We start from the raw sequence: 22,174 nt of genomic DNA on the forward strand, positions 1-22,174 counted from the left end.
AGGCACCGTCACATTCCTGTGGTCGATGGCAGGCATCGAATAACCCTTAACGAACCCGGAAATACAAGTCGCCTCGAAAACCGCTATCTCTAGTTGAAAGCCGAACTTCCGTAGACGACCCTAAGCGGTCTGTTAGATTTGTCCAAAGCGGACGTTCACAACCACTTGCCAGGCGGTTTAGATCAGGATCGGTAGTGGACGTCTACCGACTCTTGCGCAGCGTCGCCCGGCAGGCGAAAGGTTGCCTCGGCTACAATAATGGGCTGATAACGGCAAGCCGTAAGCAGCTGGCAGAGCAGAACCTCGAAACGTTCCTAGACTGGGTCCGAGCTAAGTCTTTCGTTCGATGACGAGCCGTAGGGCGGGATCGGAAAGCGTTACCGAGTGTGGATTTTCGAAGTCGGCGCTCGACCAGAGTCCGCGCATCAAGGCCTCCGACGACACATGAGTGGAACGTTGAACCTTACACTGGCGAGCTTATAAGTGGTCGTAGTACATCCCAACGAACACGATTCATAGCGACCCGCCACCCGCATTGCATTCCGATCCATAGCCAACACACGTTCCTCCCCCATGCCTTCATCCAAGTTTACCTACGATCTGCCGTCCGGAGCACCGAGCTCCGTTGTCAAAGAAGAGCACATCGAATACGGCTTCCTTGGCAAGCTTCAGAACTTGAAGTACGAATACCGCGACGACATTCGCGATCGCGCCGCACTGGAAAAGAACTTCCGGGAGAAGTTCGAGGCCCTCAACCGCGTCAAGCTGACCGAAGCCGAGTTCGCCAGGCTCCTGGATGAAATAGTTACCCCGGATGTCTACACCGCTGCCAAGACCCTGCGCGGCATCAATGCCTTCACCCGTGACGACGGCACGCCGTTGAACTACACGCTTGTGAACATCAAGGACTGGTGCAAAAACCACTTCGAGGTCGTTCACCAGCTCCGCATCAACACCGACAACAGCCACCACCGCTACGACGTTCTCATCCTCATCAACGGCGTACCCTGTGTGCAGATCGAGCTGAAGACCCTAGGCGTGAATCCACGCAGGGCAATGGAGCAGATCGTCGAATACAAGCACGACGCGGGCAACGGCTACACCAAGACGCTACTCTGCTTCATGCAGTTGTTCATCGTCAGCAACCGCGACCGCACCTACTACTTCGCCAACAACAACGTCCGCCACTTCGCCTTCAATGCCGACGAGCGCTTTCTGCCCATCTATGAGTTTGCAGGCGAGGACAACCGCAAGATCACCCAACTCGACGAGTTCGCCGAACACTTCCTGAGAAAGTGCGACCTCGGCCGCACCATCAGCCGCTACATGGTGCTGCTTGCGGGTGAGCAAAAGCTTATGATCATGCGGCCATACCAGGTCTATGCCGTGCAACACATCGTCAAGTGCATCGACGAAGACAACGGGAACGGCTATATCTGGCACACCACTGGCAGCGGCAAGACGCTCACGTCCTTCAAGGCCTCTACCCTGTTGAAGGAAAACGAACACATTCACAAGTGTCTGTTCGTCGTCGACCGAAAAGACCTCGACCGCCAGACCCGGGAAGAATTCAACAAATTCCAGGAAGGCTGCGTCGAAGAAAACACCAACACCGCCGCCCTCGTGCGCCGCCTGCTTTCAGAGGACTACACCGACAAGGTCATCGTCACCACCATTCAGAAGCTCGGCCTCGCGCTGGACGAGAACAGCAAGCGCAATAAGCAGCGCAGCAAAAACGGCCAGGCCACCTACAAAGAACAGCTCGAAGCACTGCAGGACAAGCGCATTGCCTTCATCTTCGACGAATGTCACCGTTCGCAATTTGGCGACAATCACAAGGCCATCAAAGCATTCTTCCCGAAGGCGCAGCTCTTCGGTTTCACCGGCACGCCGATTTTTGGTGGACCCAACGGCAACGCCAGTCGCATAAAAATCGACGGTGAGGTGGCCTCGTATCGGACCACCGAGGAGCTCTTCCACAAGCAGCTGCACGCCTACACCATCACCCATGCCATCGAGGATGGCAACGTCCTGCGCTTCCACGTCGACTACTTCAAGCCCGAGGGTAAGAACCCGCCAAAGCCCGGCGAAGCCATTGCCAAGAAGGCCGTCATCGAGGCAATTCTTGCCAAGCACAACGCAGCCACCGGCGGGCGCCGCTTCAACGCGATCCTCGCCACCGCGTCCATCAACGACGCCATCGAATACCACGCTCTGTTCAAGACCATGCAGGCGGACAAGCAGGCCACCGATCCTGATTTCAAGCCATTGAACATTGCCTGCGTCTTCTCCCCGCCTGCCGAGGGCGACCCAGACGTCAAGCAGATCCAGGAAGACCTGCCGCAGGAGCAAGTGGACAACGAAGAAGATCCCGAGGGCAAGAAAGCTGCGCTCAAGGCCGTCCTCGCCGACTACAACGCCCGCTACGGCACTAACCACCGTTTGAGCGAGTTCGACCTCTACTACCAAGATGTGCAGAAGCGCATCAAGGACCAGCAGTGGCCCAATGCCGACTACCCGGCCGCGCAAAAGATCGACATCACCATCGTGGTGGACATGTTGCTCACGGGCTTCGATTCCAAGTTCCTGAACACGCTCTATGTGGACAAGAACCTTAAGCACCATGGCTTGATCCAGGCGTTCTCCCGCACCAATCGCGTGCTCAACGGCACCAAGCCCTACGGCAACATCCTCGACTTTCGCCAGCAGCAAGACTCAGTCGATGCCGCCATCGCCCTCTTCTCCGGCGAGAAGACCGGCGAGCAGGCGCGGGAAATCTGGCTTGTGGACAAGGCGCCTGTGGTCATCCAGAAGCTGGAGACTGCCGTGCAGAAGTTGGACGATTTCATGACGTCCCAGGGTCTTGCCTGCACGCCATCCGCCGTGGCCAACCTGAAGGGCGACGAGGCCCGCGCCGCCTTCATCAGCCACTTCAAGGAAGTCCAGCGACTCAAAACCCAGCTGGACCAATACACCGACCTCAGCGAAGACAACAAAGCCGCCATCGAGCAGGTGCTACCCGATGAAAACCTGCGCGGCTTCAAAGGCCAGTATCTGCAAACTGCCAAAGAGCTCAGAGCGCAGCAGGGCAAAGACGCCAAGAAAGGTGATGGCCCCGGCACCGATGACCCCGTGGAGCAGCTCGACTTCGAGTTTGTCCTCTTCGCTTCCGCCGTCATCGACTACGACTACATCATGGGCCTCATCGCCAAGTTCTCTGCCAAGGGGCCCGGCAAGGCCAAGATGACCCGCGAGGAACTCATCGGCCTCATCAGCGCCGATGCCAAGTTCATGAACGAGCGCAACGACATCGCCGAATACATCGCCACGCTCCAGGCGGGTGAGGGCCTCTCTGAGGCCGCCATCCGCGATGGCTATACCCGTTTCAAGGCCGATAAGAGCGCCAAGGAGCTCGCCGCCATTGCCGCGAAGCACGGCCTCGCTACCGCCGCCCTTCAAAGCTTCGTGGACGGCATCCTCGACCGCATGATCTTCGATGGCGAGCAACTCAGCGACCTGATGGCCCCGCTCGACCTCGGCTGGAAAGCCCGCACCCAGGCCGAACTCGCCCTCATGGATGACCTCCACTCCCTCCTCATTAAACGCGCCGGTGGCCGCGATATTTCAGGACTCAGCGCGTATGAGCAATAAGACGAAAACCAACGCCGTCAAGGATGAGGCAACGCCCGCACGGGTGCCGAAGCTACGGTTTCCGGAGTTTCGGGAGACAGATGGCTGGAAATTTATACCGTTAAATCGTCTAGCGATTCGTGCCAAACAGAAAAATCGAGACGAAAAGATTGATCGTGTGCTGACAAACTCTGCTGAATTTGGTGTATTAGATCAGAGAAATTTTTTTGATAAGGATATCGCTACGCAAGGCAAGCTTGAGAGCTATTTTATTGTCGAGCGGGGCAGCTACGTCTACAACCCACGCATATCGTCAACAGCGCCCGTAGGCCCCATATCGAAGAACAAGATTGGCACAGGCGTAATGTCCCCGCTGTACACAGTCTTTAAATTCAAAGACGACAGGGACGACTTTTATGAACACTTTTTCAAGACTACGGGCTGGCATACCTACGTGCGACAGGCATCCAGTACTGGTGCACGCCACGATAGGATGGCCATATCAAGTGACGACTTTATGGCAATGCCTTTGCCTGCGCCGTCACCCGCTGAACAACAAAAAATCGCCGACTGCCTGAGTTCGATGGACAAGCTGATGGCCGCGCAAGCGCGGAAAGTGGGCGCGCTCAAGACTCGTAAAAAAGGGCTGATGCACCGGCTTTTCCCTCGCGAAGGCGAAACTCAACCCCGCGTTCGCTTCCCCGAGTTTCAGAACGCCGGGGAGTGGGAAACGACACAACTGGGGGATTGCCTCGAAAAGGTAATCGACTATCGAGGCAAGCCGCCACCAAAAGCAGAATCGGGCGTTCCGCTGATCACCGCAAAGAATGTGCGATTTGGTTGGCTCGACATGACAGCCGACGAATACATCGAAGCAGGTGCCTACGACGCATGGATGACCAAAGGGATTCCCAAAGCAGGAGACATCCTTTTCACCACTGAGGCACCACTCGGGAATGTGGCGATGTTTCCGAGTGTGGGGGTATTTGCGCTCGGTCAGCGCATCATTACGCTTCGATGCAATACCAAGAAATGCGTTCCTGAATTCCTTTTTCAGTCACTGCTTGGGCCGGAGATGCAAAAGACGATCGACTTTCACAGCACCGGATCGACAGCTAAAGGCATCAAGTCTTCCGTGTTCGTCACTCTCTGCATTCGCCATCCGAAGGTCGAAGAACAACAACGTATCGCTTCGTTCCTGAGCACCCTCGACGCGCTGATCACCGCCGAAGCCCAGAAGCTCGAAGCCTTCAGGAGCCACAAGAAAGGGTTGCTGCAGCAGCTCTTCCCATCCTCGGAAGAGGTTGATGCATGAGCGCAAAACCGAAGATCAACAAATACGCCAACCTCAGGACACTCACGAGAAAGCTGCGTGACGATCTGGGCGGAGTAGAGCTCATCCTCATGCATGCCTACAACCGCACTGGCAAGACACGGCTGTCGATGGAGTTCAAGGACGAGGGGAAGCGCAAGAACAATGGCGCTCCCGACACCCTCTACTTCAATGCCTTTACCGAAGACTTGTTCACCTGGGATAACGATCTAGACGGTGATGCTGTCCGGCGGCTCAGACTCAATCCCAATTCCAGCTTCTTCAATGGTCTGAAAGACCTCGCACTGGACGAAACGATTGCGGGCTACCTCGACCGTTATGCGGACTTCGATTTCGACATTGACTACGAGACATGGACGGTCTCTTTCCGGAACCGTGAAGCCGAGAACATCAAGATCTCCCGTGGCGAGCAGAATATCTTCATCTGGTGCCTCTTCATGGCCATTTGCGAGCGGATGCTCGACGGTCACGTCTCCTATCAATGGAACAAATATCTCTACATTGATGACCCCATCTCTTCACTGGACGACAACAACGCCATCGCCGTGGCTTGCGATCTCGCCCAACTCCTGCGCCGGGCTGTGAGCCGCAAAGGCCAGGACGGCACTCCCGCGCCCATCAAGGTTGTTTTCTCGTCCCATCACGCCCTTTTCTTCAACGTGATGTGCAACGAGATTGGCAGAGCAAAAGAGGGCGAGTCGAGGGTGACCCACAAGCGCTACTTTCTGCACCGCCCGAACGGAGACGGCGTATATACCTTGCGGGCCACCGAAGACACGCCCTTTTTCCATCACGTCGCGTCGCTCGCTGAGCTACAACTTGCCGCTGCCCCCAGCACCGGCAAGCTATACACCTTCCATTTCAACGCCCTGCGCAGCATCATGGAAAAAACGGCGTCGTTCTTCGGCCACGCTGACATATCCTTCTGCCTTAAGGCGCTGAGCATCGAGGAAGACCGTGCACTCTACAACCGCGCGCTGAACCTCCTCAGTCATGGCAAATACGCCATCCACGAACCGACCGAAATGGGGGAGGACAACAAAGAGCTGTTCCGGCGCATTCTGGAAGACTTCACCACCAAATTCCAATTTGACTTGCCGGACATTCTTGAGACGGCGCCAACACCGACACCAGCCGCAGCAACCGCCGCCGCACCTGCCACGATCCCATGAACGAATCCAAACAAAAGCAACTCAACCAGACCCTCTGGAGCATCGCGGACCAACTGCGCGGCGCCATGGATGCGGACGACTTCCGCGACTACATGCTGTCCTTCCTTTTCCTGCGCTACCTTTCGGACAATTACGAAACGGCGGCGAAGAAGGAGTTGGGGCGGGACTACCCTGATGTGGGAAGCGACATCCGCAAGGTGCCGTTGGCGCTCTGGTATGCGAACAACGTTAACGACATCCCGGCGTTCGAGAAGCAGATGCGCCGCAAGGTGCATTACGTCATTCAGCCCGCGCATCTCTGGAACAGCATCGCCAACCTGGCCCGCACCCAAGACGCAGAGTTGCTGAACACGCTGCAAGCGGGCTTCAAGTACATCGAGACGGAATCCTTCGAGAGCACCTTTCAGGGTCTGTTCTCCGAGATCGATCTGAGTTCCCCGAAGCTCGGCAAAACCTACGCCGACCGGAACGCTAAGCTCTGCGCCATCATCCAGAAAATCGCCGAAGGCCTGGCGGAGTTCTCCACCGACATCGACGCGCTGGGCGATGCCTATGAATACCTGATAGGCCAGTTTGCCGCTGGGTCCGGCAAGAAGGCCGGCGAGTTCTACACCCCACAGCAGATTTCCGACATCCTCTCCACCATCGTCACGCTGGACAGTCAGGAACCGAAAACCGGGACCAAGAAGCGGCTGGAAAGCGTGCTGGACTTTGCCTGTGGCTCTGGCTCGCTGTTGCTCAACGTGCGCAAGAAAGTGGCCAAGGCGAACGGCACCATCGGCAAGATCTTCGGCCAGGAAAAGAACATCACGACCTACAACCTCGCACGCATGAACATGCTGTTGCACGGGGTGAAAGATACTGAGTTCGAGATCTTCCACGGGGATACCCTGCTCAACGAGTGGGACATGATGCGGGAGCAGAACCCAGCCAAGAAGCCCAGCTTTGACGCCATCGTTGCCAACCCGCCCTTCAGCTACCGCTGGGAACCGACCGACGCCCTGGCTGACGACGTGCGCTTCAAGAGCCACGGCCTCGCGCCCAAGTCCGCTGCCGACTTCGCTTTCCTGCTGCACGGCTTCCACTACCTCAAAGACGAAGGCGTGATGGCCATCATCCTGCCGCACGGCGTGCTGTTCCGAGGCGGGGCGGAAGAACGCATTCGCACCAAGCTGCTGAAGGACGGGCACATCGACACGGTGATCGGCCTGCCCGCCAATCTGTTCTATTCCACCGGCATACCCGTCTGCATCCTGGTGTTGAAGAAGTGCAAGAAGCCGGACGATGTCCTGTTCATTAACGCAAGCGGGCCGGAGCACTTCGAGAAAGGCAAACGCCAGAACCAGCTCAAGCCCGAGCACATCGCCAAGATCATCAAGACCTACCAGTTCCGCGAGGAAGAGGCGCGCTACTCACGCAAGGTGGAGATGGCCGAGATCGAGAATAACGACTTCAACCTGAACATCTCGCGCTATATCAGTACGGCGGTGAACGAGACGGAGATTGTTCTGGATGAGACTCACCAAGAGCTGGTGGAGATTGAAAAAGCGATTGCGGCTGCGAAGGACAAGCACAACGCTTTCCTGAGAGAGCTGGGTTTGAAGCCGTTGCCATAGGTACTCATACTGACTGGTCCGTGCAGGTCCCGACCTCAGCCTGCGCGAAGATGGTCCGGCACGCTGTTGTACCAGGCGGTCCAGCGTGGTCTGCTCCGGGCGGCTGCGGTAGCGGTGAACAAGCGCGGTCCGGCGCCCGCCGGGGCTGCCGGTCAATGGCTTGCAGGCTGGCTCCAGGAAGATTGCGAAAGGGCATGGTCTCGGGCCTTATGCCGCATCTCAAGGCTCCGAGCGTCACCTACCGATGTGCGTCTGCCTCTGTAGCGTCTCGTTCTTGCGAACAGTTTACGGTCACTTCCGGCGCGACGTCGACGAGACGAGGAGTCGGACAGCTGTCTGTCGTCACCGTCTGTTGATGGCCGGTCCCTGCCGGACACTGATCGACAATTCACCACGTCCAATACGACCGGGAATTCGTAGTGCTGCGAAAACCAGACCGACAGACCGGGCCCCGGCGCCAGACGGATTGAACCATCGGCGCTCGCCGCATGAGGGTCCAAGCGCCAGTAAACCCTCGATGTCGCGCAGGCATCGATCCGGTTGACTTGACTTTCAAAAAAACAACGCTATCACTAAGCATTGCTACCAACTGGTGAGCCGAATGCTGTCCACCAAGGACCGTCGGTCTGGCTTCAGCGCGCCGTTACGTGCCGCGCAGTACGTGCGCATGTCTACCGACCATCAGCAATTCTCCCCGGTTTTCCAGCGACAGGCGATCGCTGAGTATGCAGCAGCCCACAATATCCGGATTGTTCGGGACTATGAGGACGCTGGTATAAGTGGTCTTACATTACGCGAGCGCCCGGCCCTCACCCAACTGCTTGTAGACGTCGAAAGTCCGGCCCGCAAATTCACAATAATCCTGGTCTACGACGTAAGCCGCTGGGGGCGATTTCAGGACGTTGATGAAGCAGCTTTCTACGAATATGCCTGTCGCCGCGCTGGCGTAAAAGTGATCTACGTCGCTGAGCCCTTTGAAAACGACGCCAGCCCGGCAACCTGCGTTATGAAAGCGCTCAAACGGGCTATGGCAGGCGAATTCAGTCGCGAGATATCGCGCAAGGTCTTCTTGGGCCATTGCGTCAACGTTGAGCGCGGCTACCATTCCGGCGGTCCGCCCGGATATGGCTTGCAGCGTGTGTTGGTGGACTCCCAGAGCGGCACCCGTCGACCGCTTGCACAGTATCAGTACAAAAACCTTCAGACCGACCGCGTGGTTCTAGCTCCGGGACCACCGCATGAAGTGGCGCTCGTGAGAAAAATGTTCGAGTGGTACGCCACTCGTAGGACTACCGCTACGGACATAGCGCGTCGATTGAACGACTTCGGAATCTGCAACGGCGCCTGCCGGCTCTGGTTGCCGCGAAATATTCTCCAGATTTTGCGCAACGAAAAGTACATTGGCACGAACGTCTACAGCCGGACGTCTTCAAAGCTGGATGCCCCGTGGGAACAATTACCCGAGGCGGAATGGATACGGGTAGCCGGTGCGTTCGAGCCGGTCATTGGCGCACAACTCTTTGGTGCCGTCCAACACAAACTCGCCCGGATCAGGCAAACCCCAAGCCGGGACGAGATCCTGTCAGGCCTTCGCAAGGTCATGGAAAAAGCCGGCGAACTGAATCAAGCAACGCTAAAACGCTATCGAAGCGCGCCATCTGTTGAACGCGTCATGCGGGAATTCGGTAGCCTGTACGCAGCGTACAAGGAGATTGGGTAATCGCCCTATCTGAACCCTGAGCGATCTCGGAACAGACACGTCGAGCGGCAAACAGAGCGCACGCTCGTCGACATCACGACGGAGGTGCTGCAAGGGCTGGGGCACGGAGTGAAATTCCAGAAACACACGAATGTTATGTGTGTGGACAATGCGCTCAGGCTGCAGTTTGTGGTGCGTAGTTCGTGGCGCATCCGCGGGTACTCACCGTATTGGGTCGCGCGGTGGCCGGACTGCTTCGCCATCGACTTTCTGGTTTACGCTCGCATTGAACGCTCAACTCCCGAGTTGCTTGACTTTCATATCTTCCCTCGCGGCAGCCTCGCTGCCGGGGAATACACTGTGATTTACCGAAATGGGCTTTCGAAGTTTGAAGACTTGCGGCGTCCCGATCTGAAGTCGCTCGTTGAATTCTCAGACGTTGTCCCGCTGCAGGCCTCCGATTACGCTCCGCCCGCCGGTGTGCCATGAAGCCCCGCAGAACAGGACTCGCCCCGACGGGCGATCCGGGAAAGCACGCCTCTCAACAGCGTGCGAAACGCGACAATGATGAATGGGAACCAGGCGGACGGCTTGCTGGGGAGCAGGCAGCGCGCAGGCCCGCTGAGGCACGGTTACGCGAAGAGATCAAACGGGAATGTGAACGCCAACGCGTCGCGCTATTGGGCAAGGAGGCGGCGGATGTGCAAGTCAGGCTTCTTGGAGATATCCTCGGCGAACTGATTTGCCAGAACGAGTTTGTCACCTTGCTCAGGGCCGCAGGATTCCCGAACGTCCCGCGCCCCGTGCATCAGCAACTGCGGACGCAAGCATGTGGCATTCGTGCAGATCCGATACCGGCCGCTAGCTCAAGCGACACCGATCGCCGGGGCAGCGGGGTGGCCAAAGACATGGAGAACGCGACGATCCTCACAAGTGAGAAATTGTGCGCAAGGACGCTTCAGGCACTTAGCCGGATGACAGCATCGCGTCGGCTCGTGGTCTCAAGTCTGATGCGCGCCGTAGACAATTACACAGGAGACTTTGCCCACGCGCTATTGGCGGCGACATCTGAAGATCAAAGAGCCACCTTGCTGCGGCCGCCCCGATACGACCGAGATCGGACAAGGAGTTTCGCGAGGATTGAAAAGCGGCTGATCGGCTTCCAGCAGAGGAACCAGGTTCTGTCCGCCGGACATAACAGTAATCTGATCTATCTGGCGGTCTGCTGCGCCTGTGTCCGTAGTTGGATGCACTGCTCTGACGTGGTTGCCTGGCTAGATGCGCGATACCCCCGCCAAGCCGCAGCGCTTACGCTCGTCGCAACTGAAGCGAATCGCGCGAAGGAACCGAAGCGGCCAATGAAGCTGCCGTACACCCGCGACAGGATCGCTGGTTCAGAAAGGCAAACCAGTGGGAAGCAACAACGCGGTCGCGCACGTGCGCCATGATCGTTCAATACCACCGGGTGTTTGTGAGTTCAGTCAGGCAATGCTGATAGGCGTCTCGCGCGACCGGTGACCGAAAATCCAGCCGCAGATTTTCGCAAAACAGTGCAGTGACCTCGCCGGGACCAAACGAAAGAGGCGATATCAACTCCATTCGCTCGGCAATTTCGCGGGCGCGACTCGCGAGCAATACACGCTGGAGGACATCTGCGCCTCCCCCGTTCGCAGCCAACCAGATCTTCGTCGATTCAACGACGTGATCGGCTGACAGCCACTCTCCGGTTGCCTGTCGGGCAACAAAGTGCGACGCCACGAGATAGGTCAGGAGTTCGGCGCGAGCGCGCAGATCAAGATTAAGCGGATTGGTCAAGGCAACACCGTCCTCGCAAACGAGACGGGCAAGTTTAGCGCGTCAACGAGCGAATAGGGCAGATAGTGACGGGCTGAGACCCTCATCCACCGCACCGGCTTGCAGGAAGGGAGGGCAGTCGGACTGGGTTGAATTGCTTGCTCGGGCCCTACTTGCCGGCAAGGGAGTAAACTACCGCCGAAGTCCATCGCCATATAAGACTCATGACACAGGCAACTACTTTTGTCGCAGGTGCTGCATCGACCCCTACGGTGACCTCCGCACCGTTAGGTCCGATTGCCTCTGCGAAGTCCGCTTCTACCGCGTTGGCTGCTCTCGCGCCGACTGCAACTGCGACAGCGAAGCCCCATTCACTGTTGGAATGGGCGGTAGCTAACCCACTTCTGACAGGTAGCATGATCGCTGGCAGCATCGCCCTAATGGTCGGTCTGTTGACCTTTTTCGGAGTTGTGTTATCGCTCCGGGCTGCCACAAAGCGGATGAAAACAGAACTTGAACATTCCTCTCTGCGAGCATTGCGAGAGCGCGAGCATTCGAGGGATGAAGCTAGCCGAGATAGGCAACATTCCGCCGAGGAAGCGCACGTTGAGCGGATTGCGACGATGCGACGGACGGTTTACCTTGATGCCGTGGCGGACCTTGTGCATACGCAGACTTACCTCGGCGGTCTCGCCAAGGTTGACATCACTAAGGTCAATGTCGGCGAGGGGCTCGAACGGTTTCTGGTCGCAGTCGCCAAAGTTGCCGTCGTCGCGGATCAGTCCGCCTCGTTGAAGGCACGGTCATTGGCAAGCCTTTTCACGGTAACGCTACTGAAAGGACTGGGGATTCTCATGCCACTGATCAAGCTGAAAGGCGAAGTCGCCTTTCATGACGAGCAATACGCCGCGACACAGACTGAAATAAAGCGGGTCCTTGCTGCAATGGTTCACCAAAACGAAACGCGACAGCAAGACTTAGCAGCGTTTGCTGCCTTGCAGCGGTCGTTTGAGCAGCAACAGGCATTGGCTGCAACGCACTCGGGCAAGAGCGTTGAGGCCAAACTCAAATTAAGTGACGGGGAGATGCAGTATGGGGTGGCGTTGATGACCGACATGAAAGCCGCAGCGATTCAGCTTGATGAATTGGCCTGCGCGATCCGCCTTGAGCTGGGTCTGGAAACGAACCCGGAAGCGTTCAAACAGCAAACCGCCGAGTTGCATAAGCAGATGGACGCAGCGATACAAGAGCTTCAGACACGTGCAGCCGCCATGCGGGAACAAGCTGCACAGTAGTCCGTGGCTATAGACGGCAACACCTATAACCAACGTGGGTGCCGTTGAGGCCCATAACCAGCGTGGTTATGGGCCTCAACCGCCAATAACCAGCTTGGTTGCAGCGTTCAGAACTGGCTGGAAGGGTATCTATCTGAGCGGTTTGACGCGTTCGCCGATTCGCGATCGTACGTAGTGTTCCGTCATGTTGCGGCTCTGATGCCCAAGCAGTTTTTGCGAGTGCGCGAGGTCCCCGGTGTCGCTGGCCGACTTAGCCCGGATATCGCGAAACTGAAACGTCACACCAGCAGCCTTGCGTGCCCTATCGAACCGTGAGCGCAGTTCAAACGGACTTACGGGCGTGCCGTCGTCGTTTTGCAGCAGGTTCGCGCCGGTCATTTTTCGTGGGCGCGCGACGATCCGCTCAATGACCGCCTGCAGGTCGCCTTCAATGACAATACGGAGGTGTTTGCGAGTCTTGTTCTGGACGATGTGCAGATGATCACCCCATATGTCCGCCCGCTTCACTTTCAGTACGTCGGCGGGTCGCTGGCCGGTCAGATAGGCAAGGTCCATCGCATCTTGCAAGGTCGGGTGTGCAACGGCGTAGACGGCCCGGAATGCCTCATCCGTGACGTAAATATCCCGCCCGCTCTCGCGGAACCCCTTGACGCCCGCGCACGGGTTCGGAGCGTTCGCGTAGCCCCATTCCCGTGCCTTGTTGCAGACGTGACTCAGCAGCGCCTTTTCGCGGTTCGCGCGCACCTTGGCGGTTTCGCCGCGAACGTCATGCGACGCGCTTCCAGTGCCGGACAGTCACGCGTACAACGCAGCGCCCGCGCCCGCGCCCGCGCGAACGCGAGCTGACGCGTGACTGACGGGGCATCGGCAGAAGCATTGTCCGGCTACGGCGCTGGCGATTGCTGGTTCGGGCTTGTTGATTTGACAGCGAAGGACGAGGAGACATGCGGCAAGTATCTTGGGGCGTACCGGGCTCGGTCAGTTTACCGCACGCAAGCCTGGGCGGCTGCGTGCGGCCCTTATGCCCCTTGCTTGAGGCTCTGTAGCGGCTGGAGAGCGGGCAAGCGGGGAATTTCCACTCGGGGATTGCCGTCATGTGGGCCATGAAGGCGTCCCAGGATCAAAACAGTGATGCCGAGTTGGCGCTTCACGTGTGGCTTGGGCGTCGAACTGGCAGCGGTGCGGAACTTTGACGGCACCCGCACGAGCGCAATCGCAAGTGTGTTGTTGCAGACGACGCGAACCGAGGTAGATAGCGCGATGGCGGCCGCGAGCATCGTCGATCGTCTGGGCCCATGAGGTGGACAGAGCCCAAATCGCCTCGAATCTCGTCCATGCGGCGATCCAGAATGAATCAGGCAATGAAACGATACGATAGCAGCCATACCCTCTTCACCGTGCTTCGACCAATGCACTCCAATTTGGCTCAAACGAAGCTAGGCATCGATGGCATACCAAATGGCATACTGGAAACAAAAAATCCCCGTAAGCTACTGATTTGCGGGGATTTTTTGACTGCACTTGGCGGAGGCGGTGAGATTCGAACTCACGGAAGGATCACTCCTTCGCCGGTTTTCAAGACCGGTGCCTTAAACCGCTCGGCCACACCTCCAAGCCCTAAATTGTAACCTGAAAAATCCTCGTTGCGGCGCTCGGCGGGGCTGCAATCACTGCGGATCTTTCAGAAACAGCGCCTGCAGATCGTTCAGGAAGGCCTGGCCAAGCGGCGTCGGCGCGATCTTTTCGTGGTCGCGCGTAATCAGCTTGCGCCGTTCCGCCTCCTGCAAAGCCGGTTCGATGGAGGTCATCGAGAGCCCTGTGCGCTCGATAAAGCGATGCACCGGAAACCCTTCCACCAGCCGCAGCGCGTTCAGCATGAACTCGAACGGCAGATCGCGCGGCCCGACCTCATTTTCTTCCTGCACTGCCGTGCCGGCCAATGCCTGCTCGATGAAGGTGGTCGGATGCTTATAGCGCACCTGACGCAGCACGCGGTTCGGAAACGACAGTTTGGTGTGCGCGCCCGCGCCGATGCCGAGATAGTCGCCAAAGCGCCAGTAATTCAGATTGTGCTTGCTCTGCCGATGCGGCTGCGCATACGCGGACACCTCGTAGCGTTCGTAACCTGCGGCTGTCGTGCGTTCGTGAATCCAATCCTGCATGTCGGCGGACGCATCGTCGTCGGGGAGCGCAGGCGGGAATTTCGCAAACAGGGTATTCGGTTCCAGCGTCAGGTGATACAGCGACAAATGCGGCGGCGCGAACGACAACGCCGTCTCCACATCAGCCTGACACTCCGCGAGCGTCTGCTGCGGCAGCGCGAACATCAGATCGAGGTTGAAGTTGTCGAACGTGTTCGCGGCCACTTCGACCGCGTGGCGCGCCTGCGTCGCGTCGTGAATCCGGCCGAGCGCCTTCAGATGCGCTTCATTGAAACTCTGGATGCCCACCGACAGGCGATTCACGCCGCTCGCGCGAAACTGCGCGAACTTGGCGGCCTCGAAAGTACCAGGGTTGGCTTCGAGCGTGATTTCCGCGTCGGCGTCGAGCGGCAGCAGCGCACGCACGTCGGACAGCATGCGGTCGAGCCCGGCCGCAGACAGCAAGCTGGGCGTGCCGCCGCCGATAAACACAGTATGCACCTGGCGCCCCCACACGAGCGGCAACGCCATCTCGAGATCGGCGCGCAGCGCGTCGAGATACTCGGTCTCCGGAAACGTGTCGCCTTTCCATTCGTGCGAGTTGAAATCGCAGTACGGGCATTTGCGCACGCACCAGGGAAAGTGCACGTACAACGCCAAGGGCGGCAACGACGTCAGGCGAATGCTGCCCGGCGACGTGAAGGCCTTGATGACGCCGTTGCCGATATCGGCAGGCGCCGGTTTGATCGGAATCACGCTTCCTCCGTCAAACGCGCGAGCAGGTGGCGCAAGGCAATCGCGCGATGGCTGCTGGCGTTCTTCACCGCCGGTTCGAGTTCCGCGGCGCTCGCATTCAGCGACGGCAGGAAGAAGTACGGGTCATAGCCGAAACCGTGCGCGCCGCGCGGCGCGTCCAGCATTTCGCCATGCCAGCGGCCTTCGGCGATCAGCGGTTCGGGATCGTCCGCATGACGCACGAGCGCCAGCACGCAGTAGTAATACGCGCGACGATCGGTTTCACCTTGCAAGGCTGAAACGAGCTGTGCGTTGTTCGCCGCATCGCTCTTTTCACCGCCGGCGAGTTGCGCGTAGCGCGCCGAATAAACGCCGGGCGCGCCGCGCAGCGCGCGTACGCACAAGCCGGAATCGTCGGCGAGGGCGGGCAGGCCGGTGAGCTTCGCCGCGTGACGCGCCTTGGTCAGCGCGTTTTCGACGAACGTCGGATGCGGCTCTTCCGCTTCCGGCACGTTCAACTCGCCTTGCGGAATCAGCTCGATGCCGGCCGCGCCGAGCAGCGCTGCGAACTCGCGCAGCTTGCCTGCGTTGTTCGACGCCAGCACGACTTTCTTCAGCGGCGAGTCAGACGCAACAGCGCCGCTGCCTTGACGAACTTCACTCACTCTTTTGCTCCAACGCTGCTTTCTGCTTCGCGATCAGCGTATTGATGCCGTCGCTTGCCAGATCGAGCAGCGAATTCATTTCGTCGCGTGAGAAAGGCACGCCTTCGGCCGTGCCCTGAATTTCGACGAAGCCGCCCGCGCCCGTCATCACCACATTCATGTCGGTGTCGCATTGCGAATCTTCGTCGTAGTCGAGATCCAGCACCGGCAGACCGTCGTACACGCCGACCGAAATCGCCGCGACGTAATCGGTAATCGGTGAGCTTTCGATGCGGCCCGTAGCCAGCAGCTTCGCCACGGCATCATGCGCTGCCACGAATGCGCCGGTGATGCTGGCCGTGCGCGTGCCGCCGTCGGCCTGGATCACGTCGCAATCGATATGCAGCGTACGCGCGCCGAGCTTCTCGAGATCGAACACCGAGCGCAGGGCGCGGCCGATCAGGCGCTGGATTTCCTGGGTGCGGCCGGTTTGCTTGCCGCGTGCGGCTTCGCGGTCGCTGCGGGTATGCGTGGCGCGCGGCAGCATGCCGTATTCGGCGGTCAGCCAGCCCTGGCCGCGGTCGCGCAGAAACGACGGCACGCTCTCGGCAATGCTCGCCGTGCAGATGACCTTGGTGTCGCCGAATTCGACCAGCACGGAGCCCTCCGCATGCTTCGTGTAGTGGCGCGTGATGCGCACGTCGCGTAGCTGATTGGCCTGGCGGCCGCTGGGGCGTTGGGTGTTGTCGGTCATGTTGGGATTGGTCTGGAAGAAAAGCAGGAGGGAAACCGCGATTTTACCGCCGATCGCGTCGGGCGCGGCGCGGCCGGTCGATCGCACGGCCGCCCGCGTGTGCCGGGGCTTTCCGCGGGGTAGCACTTCGCGCGCGGCGGTGCTCGCGTTGCCCGGCTGCCGCCCGCGTACGAAGCGGCCTCGTCGGTAAAAATGGGATAATGCGGATTCTCCGCCCCGCGTCTCGTACACGCCGGGCGATTCGACTCTTCGGCCATCGTCAAACGCATGGCCACAATCGCGAGAAATACGATGATCTACAGCATGACTGGCTATGCGAGCGCCACGCGCGAACTCGTCCCGGCCTCAGGCACAGGCGGCGTGAGCGTATCGGTCGAACTGCGCACGGTGAACTCGCGCTTTCTCGATCTGAACTTCCGGATGCCGGAAGACGTGCGCGTCTGCGAACCGACGTTGCGCGAAATGCTGATGAACAAGCTCTCGCGCGGCAAGGTCGACATCCGTATCAACCTGCAACGCAGCGAACAGTCGGCTAACGCGGGCTCGGTCAATCGCGATGCGCTGACGCAACTCGCGCTGCTCGAGCGCACGGTGTTGTCGACGTTCCCGGAAGCAGGGCGCCTGCGCACCGGAGAAATTCTGCGCTGGCCGGGGGTGCTGGCCGAAACCGGCGTGGCGCCGGACGTGCTGCGCGATGCGGTGCTCGCATGCGGCAAGCAGGCGATTACCGATCTGATCGACGTGCGTGCGCGCGAAGGCGCGCAACTGGCAGCGGTGCTGCTCGCCAACGTCACTGAAATGGAAACGATCGTCACGAAGATCACGCCGCTCGTGCCGGAGCTGATCGCCAAGCATCAGCAGAAGATCGTCGAACGTCTGCAGGAAGCGCTGGGTATCGCCGCGCCCGACACGACGGCAACGAGCGTCTCGCGCGAAGAAATCAACGAACGGATTCGCCAGGAAGTGACGATGTACGGCATCCGCATCGACATCGCCGAAGAACTGTCGCGCCTCACGGCTCACCTGAACGAAACGCGTCACGTGATCGAGAAGGGCGGCAAGGTCGGCAAGCGCCTCGACTTCATGATGCAGGAACTGAATCGCGAAGCGAACACGCTCGGCTCGAAGGCGGCGGCGAAGGAACTGGCCGATTCGTCGATGACCCTGAAGCTGCTCATCGAACAGATGCGCGAGCAAGTACAGAATCTGGAGTAAGGCAGGAGCCTCGATAACATGACCGACCACACACGCGAAACCAGCGCACCGCGCAACCCTTACGCCGGTGCTTATCCCGGCAACCTGTTCATGGTGGTCGCGCCTTCGGGCGCGGGCAAGTCGACGCTCGTGAACGCGCTGCTCGCCGGCGACGAAGCGATCCGTCTGTCGATTTCGTACACGACGCGCCCGCCGCGTCCGAAGGAACAGGACGGCGAGCACTATCACTTCACGAAGGTCGACGATTTCCTGACGCGTCACGCGGCCGGCGAGTTTCTGGAAAGCGCGGAAGTGCACGGTAACTACTACGCGACCTCGCGCGTGTGGATCGAAGAGCAGATGAAAAGCGGGCATGACGTGCTGCTCGAAATCGACTGGCAAGGCGCGCAGCAGGTGAAGAAACAGTTTCACAACGCAGTTGAAATTTTCATCTTGCCGCCGTCTCTCGATGCGCTCGAAGAGCGTTTGAAAAAGCGCGGCCAGGACGAGCCGAACGTGATCACGCGCCGTCTGCTCGCAGCCGGCAGCGAGATGGCGCACGCGGCCGAAGCGGAGTATGTCGTGATCAACGACAACTTCGATCGCGCGCTCGGCGAACTGCGCTGCCTCGTGGCGGCGACGCGTTCGCGCTTCGCCTCGCAATACGCGCGTCACACGCAGCTTTTCGTGCAACTCGGCATTCACCTGCCACACGCGTGAACGCGGCGGCATATTGAGCACATAAGGTAGAATAAGCAACATCAATTAACGCCCCCAGACCCGTCGCTTCGCGCCGGCCCGCCCGAGGGCAACAAGAAGACTTGGGGCGGCCCAGCGTTTTCTGGAAAGAAGGAACCCAACATGGCCCGCATTACCGTCGAAGACTGCCTCAAACAGATTCCGAACCGTTTCGAACTCGCGCTTGCCGCGACCTATCGCGCGCGTCAGCTCGCACAAGGTCACACGCCGAAGATCGAAAGCCGCGACAAGCCCACGGTCGTCGCATTGCGCGAAATCGCAGCTGGCCAGGTTGGCGTCGAAATGTTGAAGAAGGTGCCTGTTTAAGGCGCACGCTTCCGTTTTCGATTGCCCAGTTGCCATGTAATTGCATCAACGTACAGACCGGCGTCCAACCCTAACCGCTACGGAGGCGAAATTGAGTGCTACCCCGCCCACCGCCACGGAAGTGGAACACGACGCCGATTCTCCCTCGTCTGCACGGAAGTACATCGACGCGGTCCTCGAACAGTCGTTTCGCCATCTGTTCGGGCCGACCGCCACACCGGAGCAACCGCGCCGGCATGACGTCGTTTCGATTGCCAAGCTGACAGGCGTTCTGTCCGGCTATCTTCAGCCGGAAGAAATCAAGGACATCAAGGCAGCTTTCCATTTCAGCGACGAAGCCCACCTTGGTCAGTATCGCCAGAGCGGCGAGCCCTACATCACCCATCCTGTCGCCGTCGCGGAAATCTGCGCCGGCTGGAATCTCGACGCCCAGTCGATCATGGCGGCGCTGCTGCATGACGTGATGGAAGACCAGGGCGTGACCAAGGCCGAACTCGCCGAGCGATTCGGCGCGAAGGTCGCGGAACTGGTCGACGGCTTGTCGAAGTTGGACAAGATGGAGTTTCGCAATCGCGAAGAGGCGCAGGCGGAAAACTTCCGCAAGATGCTCCTCGCGATGGCGCGCGACGTCCGCGTGATTCTGGTCAAGCTCGCCGACCGGCTGCACAATATGCGCACGCTGGGTGCGGTGCCGCATGAAAAGCGCCGCCGCGTGGCGCGTGAGACGCTGGACATCTACGCGCCGATCGCCCACCGGCTTGGCCTGAACAATACCTATCGCGAGCTGCAGGACCTGAGCTTCGCGAACTTCAACCCGCATCGCTACGCCACGCTCGAAAAGGCCGTCAAGGCCGCGCGCGGCAACCGGCGTGAAGTGGTTGGCAAGATTCTGGAGTCGGTGCAGCGCGCGATTGCCGACGCGAAGCTCAACGCCGAAGTCACCGGCCGCGAGAAAACCATCTTCAGTATCTATAAGAAGATGCGCGACAAGCAGTTGTCGTTCTCGCAGGTGCTCGACGTGTACGGCTTCCGCGTGGTGGTCGAAAGTGCGCTGGAGTGCTACACCTGCATCGGCGCGCTGCATGCGCTCTACAAGCCGGTGCCGGGCAAGTTCAAGGATTACATCGCGATCCCGAAGGTGAACGGCTATCAGTCGCTGCACACCACGCTGGTTGGCCCGTTCGGCGCGCCGATCGAGTTCCAGGTGCGCACGCGCAAGATGCACGAGATCGCCGAAGCGGGCGTCGCGGCGCACTGGCTGTACAAGAACGGCGGCGCGGATCTGAACGACGTGCAGAAGCGCGCGCACCAGTGGCTGAAGTCGTTGCTCGACATTCAGAGTGAAGCGGGCGATTCGAGCGAATTCCTTGAGCACGTCAAGATCGATCTGTTCCCGGATGCGGTCTACGTGTTTACGCCGAAGTCCAAGATCATGGCGCTGCCGCGCGGCGCCACCGCACTCGACTTCGCGTATTCGATCCACAGCGACCTGGGCAACCAGTGCGTCGCAGTGAAGATCAACAATGAACTGCTGCCGCTGCGTACCGAGCTGAAGAGCGGCGATATCGTCGAAGTCATTACGGCGCCGTATTCGAAGCCGAATCCGGCCTGGCTTGGATTCGTGCGGACCGGCAAGGCGCGTTCGGCGATCCGCCACTACCTGAAGACCATGCGTCTGAACGAGTCAGTGCAGCTCGGCGAGCGTCTCGTCGACCAGGCGCTGAAGGGCTACGGGCTGGCGCTGTCGGACGTCACGCCTGAAGCGTGGGAAAAGCTGGTGCAGTGGACGGGCAACAAGAACCGTCAGGAAATCTTCGCGGATATCGGTCTTGGCCGCCGTGTTGCCGCAGTCATGGCCAAGCGCATCGAAGTGCTGATGAGCGGCCGCGATGCCGACGACGACGGCTCGCGCGACGGCACAGCGTCGCATGCGCCGCCGGTCGTGATCACCGGCACCGAAGGCATGTCGGTGCAACTGTCCGCGTGCTGCCGTCCGATTCCGGGCGACGACATCATGGGCTACATCGGCATCGGCCTCGGCATGGCGATCCACACCACGGACTGCCGCGTCGCGCAGCGTATCCACCGGCGCGATCCGGGCCGCTGGATCGATGTGGCGTGGGCGCCGCAGCCGGGGCGTCTGTTCGACGTCGCGGTGAAGGTGCTGGTCAAGAACACCAAGGGCGTATTCGCCCGCGTGGCGGCCGACATCACATCGGCGGATGCGAACATCGTCCACATCGCGATGGACGAAGACCTGTCGCAGGAATCCACGGTGCTGCGTTTCGTGATCCAGGTCAGCGATCGCGTCCATCTCGCCAACGTCATGCGCCGCGTGCGTACGAATCCGGACGTGATGCGTATTGCGCGCGAGCGGCCGAGCGAGGAAGGGCATCACCGTCACGACGGCGGGATGCGGATCGACCGCGAGCGCGCGGATTACTGATCTGACGGCTGGCTGGGTCTGCTCGACCACGTTGGACGTCTGGTCGCCTCGGGCGGCTTCAGGCGGCTTTCGTTTGAATCTGAACGCACCTGCCCGCCAGCGAGTCTCACCGGAACTTCAGGGAGAACGCTTATGAACGTAGCTGACCTCACCGGCGTGGCGCTCGACTATTGGGTGGCCCGCAGCCTGCACGACTTCGTGCGCGAAATCTACTTTACCGACAGCGGCGAAACCGTCTCGATCCGAGGCAATGACCGTGGCCGCCCGTGGGATGGCCGTTTTACGCCGTCCACGTCATGGGAAGCGGCCGCGGCGGTGCTGGAGCGCGCGCAGCGGCTGGAGGTGCGTGAGCGGACCGATCATGGCGCGGCACATTGCATCGCTGAGTTCGAGGGCGGCCATCGAACCGTGGAAGGGCGGGGAGACTCGTTACGGGTTGCGCTGCTGCGGGCGTTTGTTGAAAGCCGTTTCGGCGATAGCGTGGGTGAGGTATTGCGGCAGGCGCAGGCTGTGACTGGCGAGCGCGCGGCGCTGATCGGCGAGGAATCGGCGGAAAGTTCGTTCGTGGATGTGCCGAGTCCCGATGGGCAGATCGGTGATATTCAGTCGATACCGCGATAGCTGCGGTGACGCTGCCAAGGCCTGGGCCCTGGCAG

18 protein-coding genes and 1 tRNA gene are annotated in these 22,174 nt (G+C 59.6%); 13 read left to right on the forward strand and 6 right to left on the reverse strand.

From position 1 onward, the window contains the following. The first annotated feature begins 573 nt into the window (after positions 1-573). The 7 genes from M0D64_RS36305 to M0D64_RS36335 all read left to right on the forward strand — a co-directional run bounded on the left by M0D64_RS36305 (position 574) and on the right by M0D64_RS36335 (position 10,898). Positions 574-3,651 carry a type I restriction endonuclease subunit R gene (locus M0D64_RS36305; RefSeq protein WP_266261270.1) on the forward strand — a complete coding sequence of 1,026 codons (3,078 nt, stop codon included), beginning with the start codon at positions 574-576 and terminating at the stop codon, positions 3,649-3,651. Beyond that, a complete protein-coding gene (locus M0D64_RS36310; protein ID WP_266261271.1) occupies positions 3,641-4,945 on the forward strand; it encodes a restriction endonuclease subunit S in 1,305 nt (434 codons plus the stop codon). The genes M0D64_RS36305 and M0D64_RS36310 overlap by 11 nt, the downstream gene beginning before the upstream one ends. Beyond that, positions 4,942-6,135, forward strand: a complete 1,194-nt coding sequence (locus M0D64_RS36315) for an anticodon nuclease (protein WP_266261272.1) — start codon at positions 4,942-4,944, stop codon at positions 6,133-6,135. The genes M0D64_RS36310 and M0D64_RS36315 overlap by 4 nt, the downstream gene beginning before the upstream one ends. Next, positions 6,132-7,751, forward strand: a complete 1,620-nt coding sequence (locus tag M0D64_RS36320; RefSeq protein WP_266261273.1) for a type I restriction-modification system subunit M — start codon at positions 6,132-6,134, stop codon at positions 7,749-7,751. The genes M0D64_RS36315 and M0D64_RS36320 overlap by 4 nt, the downstream gene beginning before the upstream one ends. A 601-nt stretch (positions 7,752-8,352) precedes the next feature. Then, the gene (locus M0D64_RS36325; RefSeq protein ID WP_266261274.1) at positions 8,353-9,471 is read left to right on the forward strand and encodes a recombinase family protein; all 1,119 of its coding nucleotides are present in this window, start codon (positions 8,353-8,355) and stop codon (positions 9,469-9,471) included. 108 nt (positions 9,472-9,579) lie between these two features. Then, positions 9,580-9,939, forward strand: a complete 360-nt coding sequence (locus M0D64_RS36330) for a hypothetical protein (RefSeq protein ID WP_266261275.1) — start codon at positions 9,580-9,582, stop codon at positions 9,937-9,939. Beyond that, the gene (locus M0D64_RS36335; RefSeq protein WP_266261276.1) at positions 9,936-10,898 is read left to right on the forward strand and encodes a hypothetical protein; all 963 of its coding nucleotides are present in this window, start codon (positions 9,936-9,938) and stop codon (positions 10,896-10,898) included. Before M0D64_RS36330 ends, M0D64_RS36335 begins: the two co-directional genes overlap by 4 nt. Positions 10,899-10,902: 4 nt before the next feature. Here the strand turns inward: M0D64_RS36335 and M0D64_RS36340 are convergent, their stop codons facing one another. After that, positions 10,903-11,265: a hypothetical protein gene (locus M0D64_RS36340; protein ID WP_266261277.1), complete on the reverse strand. Its 363-nt coding sequence runs from the start codon at positions 11,263-11,265 to the stop codon at positions 10,903-10,905. Positions 11,266-11,660: 395 nt separating this feature from the next. Here M0D64_RS36340 and M0D64_RS36345 point away from each other — a divergent pair, with 395 nt between their 5' ends. Then, on the forward strand, positions 11,661-12,539 hold the full coding sequence (locus M0D64_RS36345; RefSeq protein WP_266261278.1) for a hypothetical protein: 879 nt from the start codon (positions 11,661-11,663) through the stop codon (positions 12,537-12,539). A 129-nt stretch (positions 12,540-12,668) separates the two neighbouring features. On the opposite strand, the gene M0D64_RS36350 is transcribed toward M0D64_RS36345, so the two are convergent. The 5 genes from M0D64_RS36350 to rph form a co-directional block, all read right to left on the reverse strand. Continuing rightward, positions 12,669-13,283, reverse strand: a complete 615-nt coding sequence (locus M0D64_RS36350; RefSeq protein WP_266261279.1) for a tyrosine-type recombinase/integrase — start codon at positions 13,281-13,283, stop codon at positions 12,669-12,671. A gap of 778 nt (positions 13,284-14,061) precedes the next feature. Further along, positions 14,062-14,151, reverse strand: a tRNA-Ser gene (locus M0D64_RS36360). A 55-nt stretch (positions 14,152-14,206) separates the two neighbouring features. After that, on the reverse strand, positions 14,207-15,436 hold the full coding sequence (gene hemW / locus M0D64_RS36365; RefSeq protein ID WP_168435657.1) for a radical SAM family heme chaperone HemW: 1,230 nt from the start codon (positions 15,434-15,436) through the stop codon (positions 14,207-14,209). Further along, positions 15,433-16,080, reverse strand: a complete 648-nt coding sequence (rdgB, locus tag M0D64_RS36370; RefSeq protein WP_266261280.1) for an RdgB/HAM1 family non-canonical purine NTP pyrophosphatase — start codon at positions 16,078-16,080, stop codon at positions 15,433-15,435. Before rdgB ends, hemW begins: the two co-directional genes overlap by 4 nt. Next, positions 16,073-16,813: a ribonuclease PH gene (gene rph, locus M0D64_RS36375; RefSeq protein ID WP_054037414.1), complete on the reverse strand. Its 741-nt coding sequence runs from the start codon at positions 16,811-16,813 to the stop codon at positions 16,073-16,075. Before rph ends, rdgB begins: the two co-directional genes overlap by 8 nt. Before the next feature lie 291 nt (positions 16,814-17,104). On the opposite strand from rph, the gene M0D64_RS36380 reads away from it, so the two are divergent. From M0D64_RS36380 to M0D64_RS36400, 5 genes are all read left to right on the forward strand, one after another. Next, complete coding sequence (locus tag M0D64_RS36380; RefSeq protein WP_266261281.1) at positions 17,105-18,028, forward strand: YicC/YloC family endoribonuclease; 924 nt, start codon at positions 17,105-17,107, stop codon at positions 18,026-18,028. An 18-nt stretch (positions 18,029-18,046) separates the two neighbouring features. Then, positions 18,047-18,727 (forward strand): guanylate kinase, encoded by a 681-nt coding sequence (gmk, locus tag M0D64_RS36385; RefSeq protein ID WP_154559927.1) that lies wholly within the window; start codon positions 18,047-18,049, stop codon positions 18,725-18,727. Between the two features lie 141 nt (positions 18,728-18,868). Beyond that, on the forward strand, positions 18,869-19,072 hold the full coding sequence (rpoZ, locus tag M0D64_RS36390) for a DNA-directed RNA polymerase subunit omega (protein WP_006025620.1): 204 nt from the start codon (positions 18,869-18,871) through the stop codon (positions 19,070-19,072). Between the two features lie 91 nt (positions 19,073-19,163). Then, positions 19,164-21,518 (forward strand): bifunctional (p)ppGpp synthetase/guanosine-3',5'-bis(diphosphate) 3'-pyrophosphohydrolase, encoded by a 2,355-nt coding sequence (locus tag M0D64_RS36395; RefSeq protein ID WP_154559928.1) that lies wholly within the window; start codon positions 19,164-19,166, stop codon positions 21,516-21,518. A 132-nt stretch (positions 21,519-21,650) separates the two neighbouring features. Next, positions 21,651-22,139, forward strand: a complete 489-nt coding sequence (locus tag M0D64_RS36400; protein WP_154559929.1) for a phage protein NinX family protein — start codon at positions 21,651-21,653, stop codon at positions 22,137-22,139. Positions 22,140-22,174: the final 35 nt, after the last annotated feature.

Source organism: Paraburkholderia sp. WS6 (assembly GCF_030464835.1).
Classification (GTDB): domain Bacteria; phylum Pseudomonadota; class Gammaproteobacteria; order Burkholderiales; family Burkholderiaceae; genus Paraburkholderia; species Paraburkholderia madseniana.

Bases quoted from the DNA above. Each gene is read 5' to 3' on its own strand.
- rpoZ (WP_006025620.1), top strand. From the start codon at position 18,869: ATGGCCCGCATTACCGTCGAAGACTGCCTCAAACAGATTCCGAACCGT.
- M0D64_RS36315 (WP_266261272.1), top strand. From the start codon at position 4,942: ATGAGCGCAAAACCGAAGATCAACAAATACGCCAACCTCAGGACACTC.
- gmk (WP_154559927.1), top strand. From the start codon at position 18,047: ATGACCGACCACACACGCGAAACCAGCGCACCGCGCAACCCTTACGCC.
- M0D64_RS36335 (WP_266261276.1), top strand. From the start codon at position 9,936: ATGAAGCCCCGCAGAACAGGACTCGCCCCGACGGGCGATCCGGGAAAG.
- M0D64_RS36320 (WP_266261273.1), top strand. From the start codon at position 6,132: ATGAACGAATCCAAACAAAAGCAACTCAACCAGACCCTCTGGAGCATC.
- M0D64_RS36305 (WP_266261270.1), top strand. From the start codon at position 574: ATGCCTTCATCCAAGTTTACCTACGATCTGCCGTCCGGAGCACCGAGC.
- M0D64_RS36345 (WP_266261278.1), top strand. From the start codon at position 11,661: ATGATCGCTGGCAGCATCGCCCTAATGGTCGGTCTGTTGACCTTTTTC.
- M0D64_RS36310 (WP_266261271.1), top strand. From the start codon at position 3,641: ATGAGCAATAAGACGAAAACCAACGCCGTCAAGGATGAGGCAACGCCC.
- M0D64_RS36400 (WP_154559929.1), top strand. From the start codon at position 21,651: ATGAACGTAGCTGACCTCACCGGCGTGGCGCTCGACTATTGGGTGGCC.
- rph (WP_054037414.1), bottom strand. From the start codon at position 16,813: ATGACCGACAACACCCAACGCCCCAGCGGCCGCCAGGCCAATCAGCTA.
- M0D64_RS36325 (WP_266261274.1), top strand. From the start codon at position 8,353: ATGCTGTCCACCAAGGACCGTCGGTCTGGCTTCAGCGCGCCGTTACGT.
- M0D64_RS36380 (WP_266261281.1), top strand. From the start codon at position 17,105: ATGATCTACAGCATGACTGGCTATGCGAGCGCCACGCGCGAACTCGTC.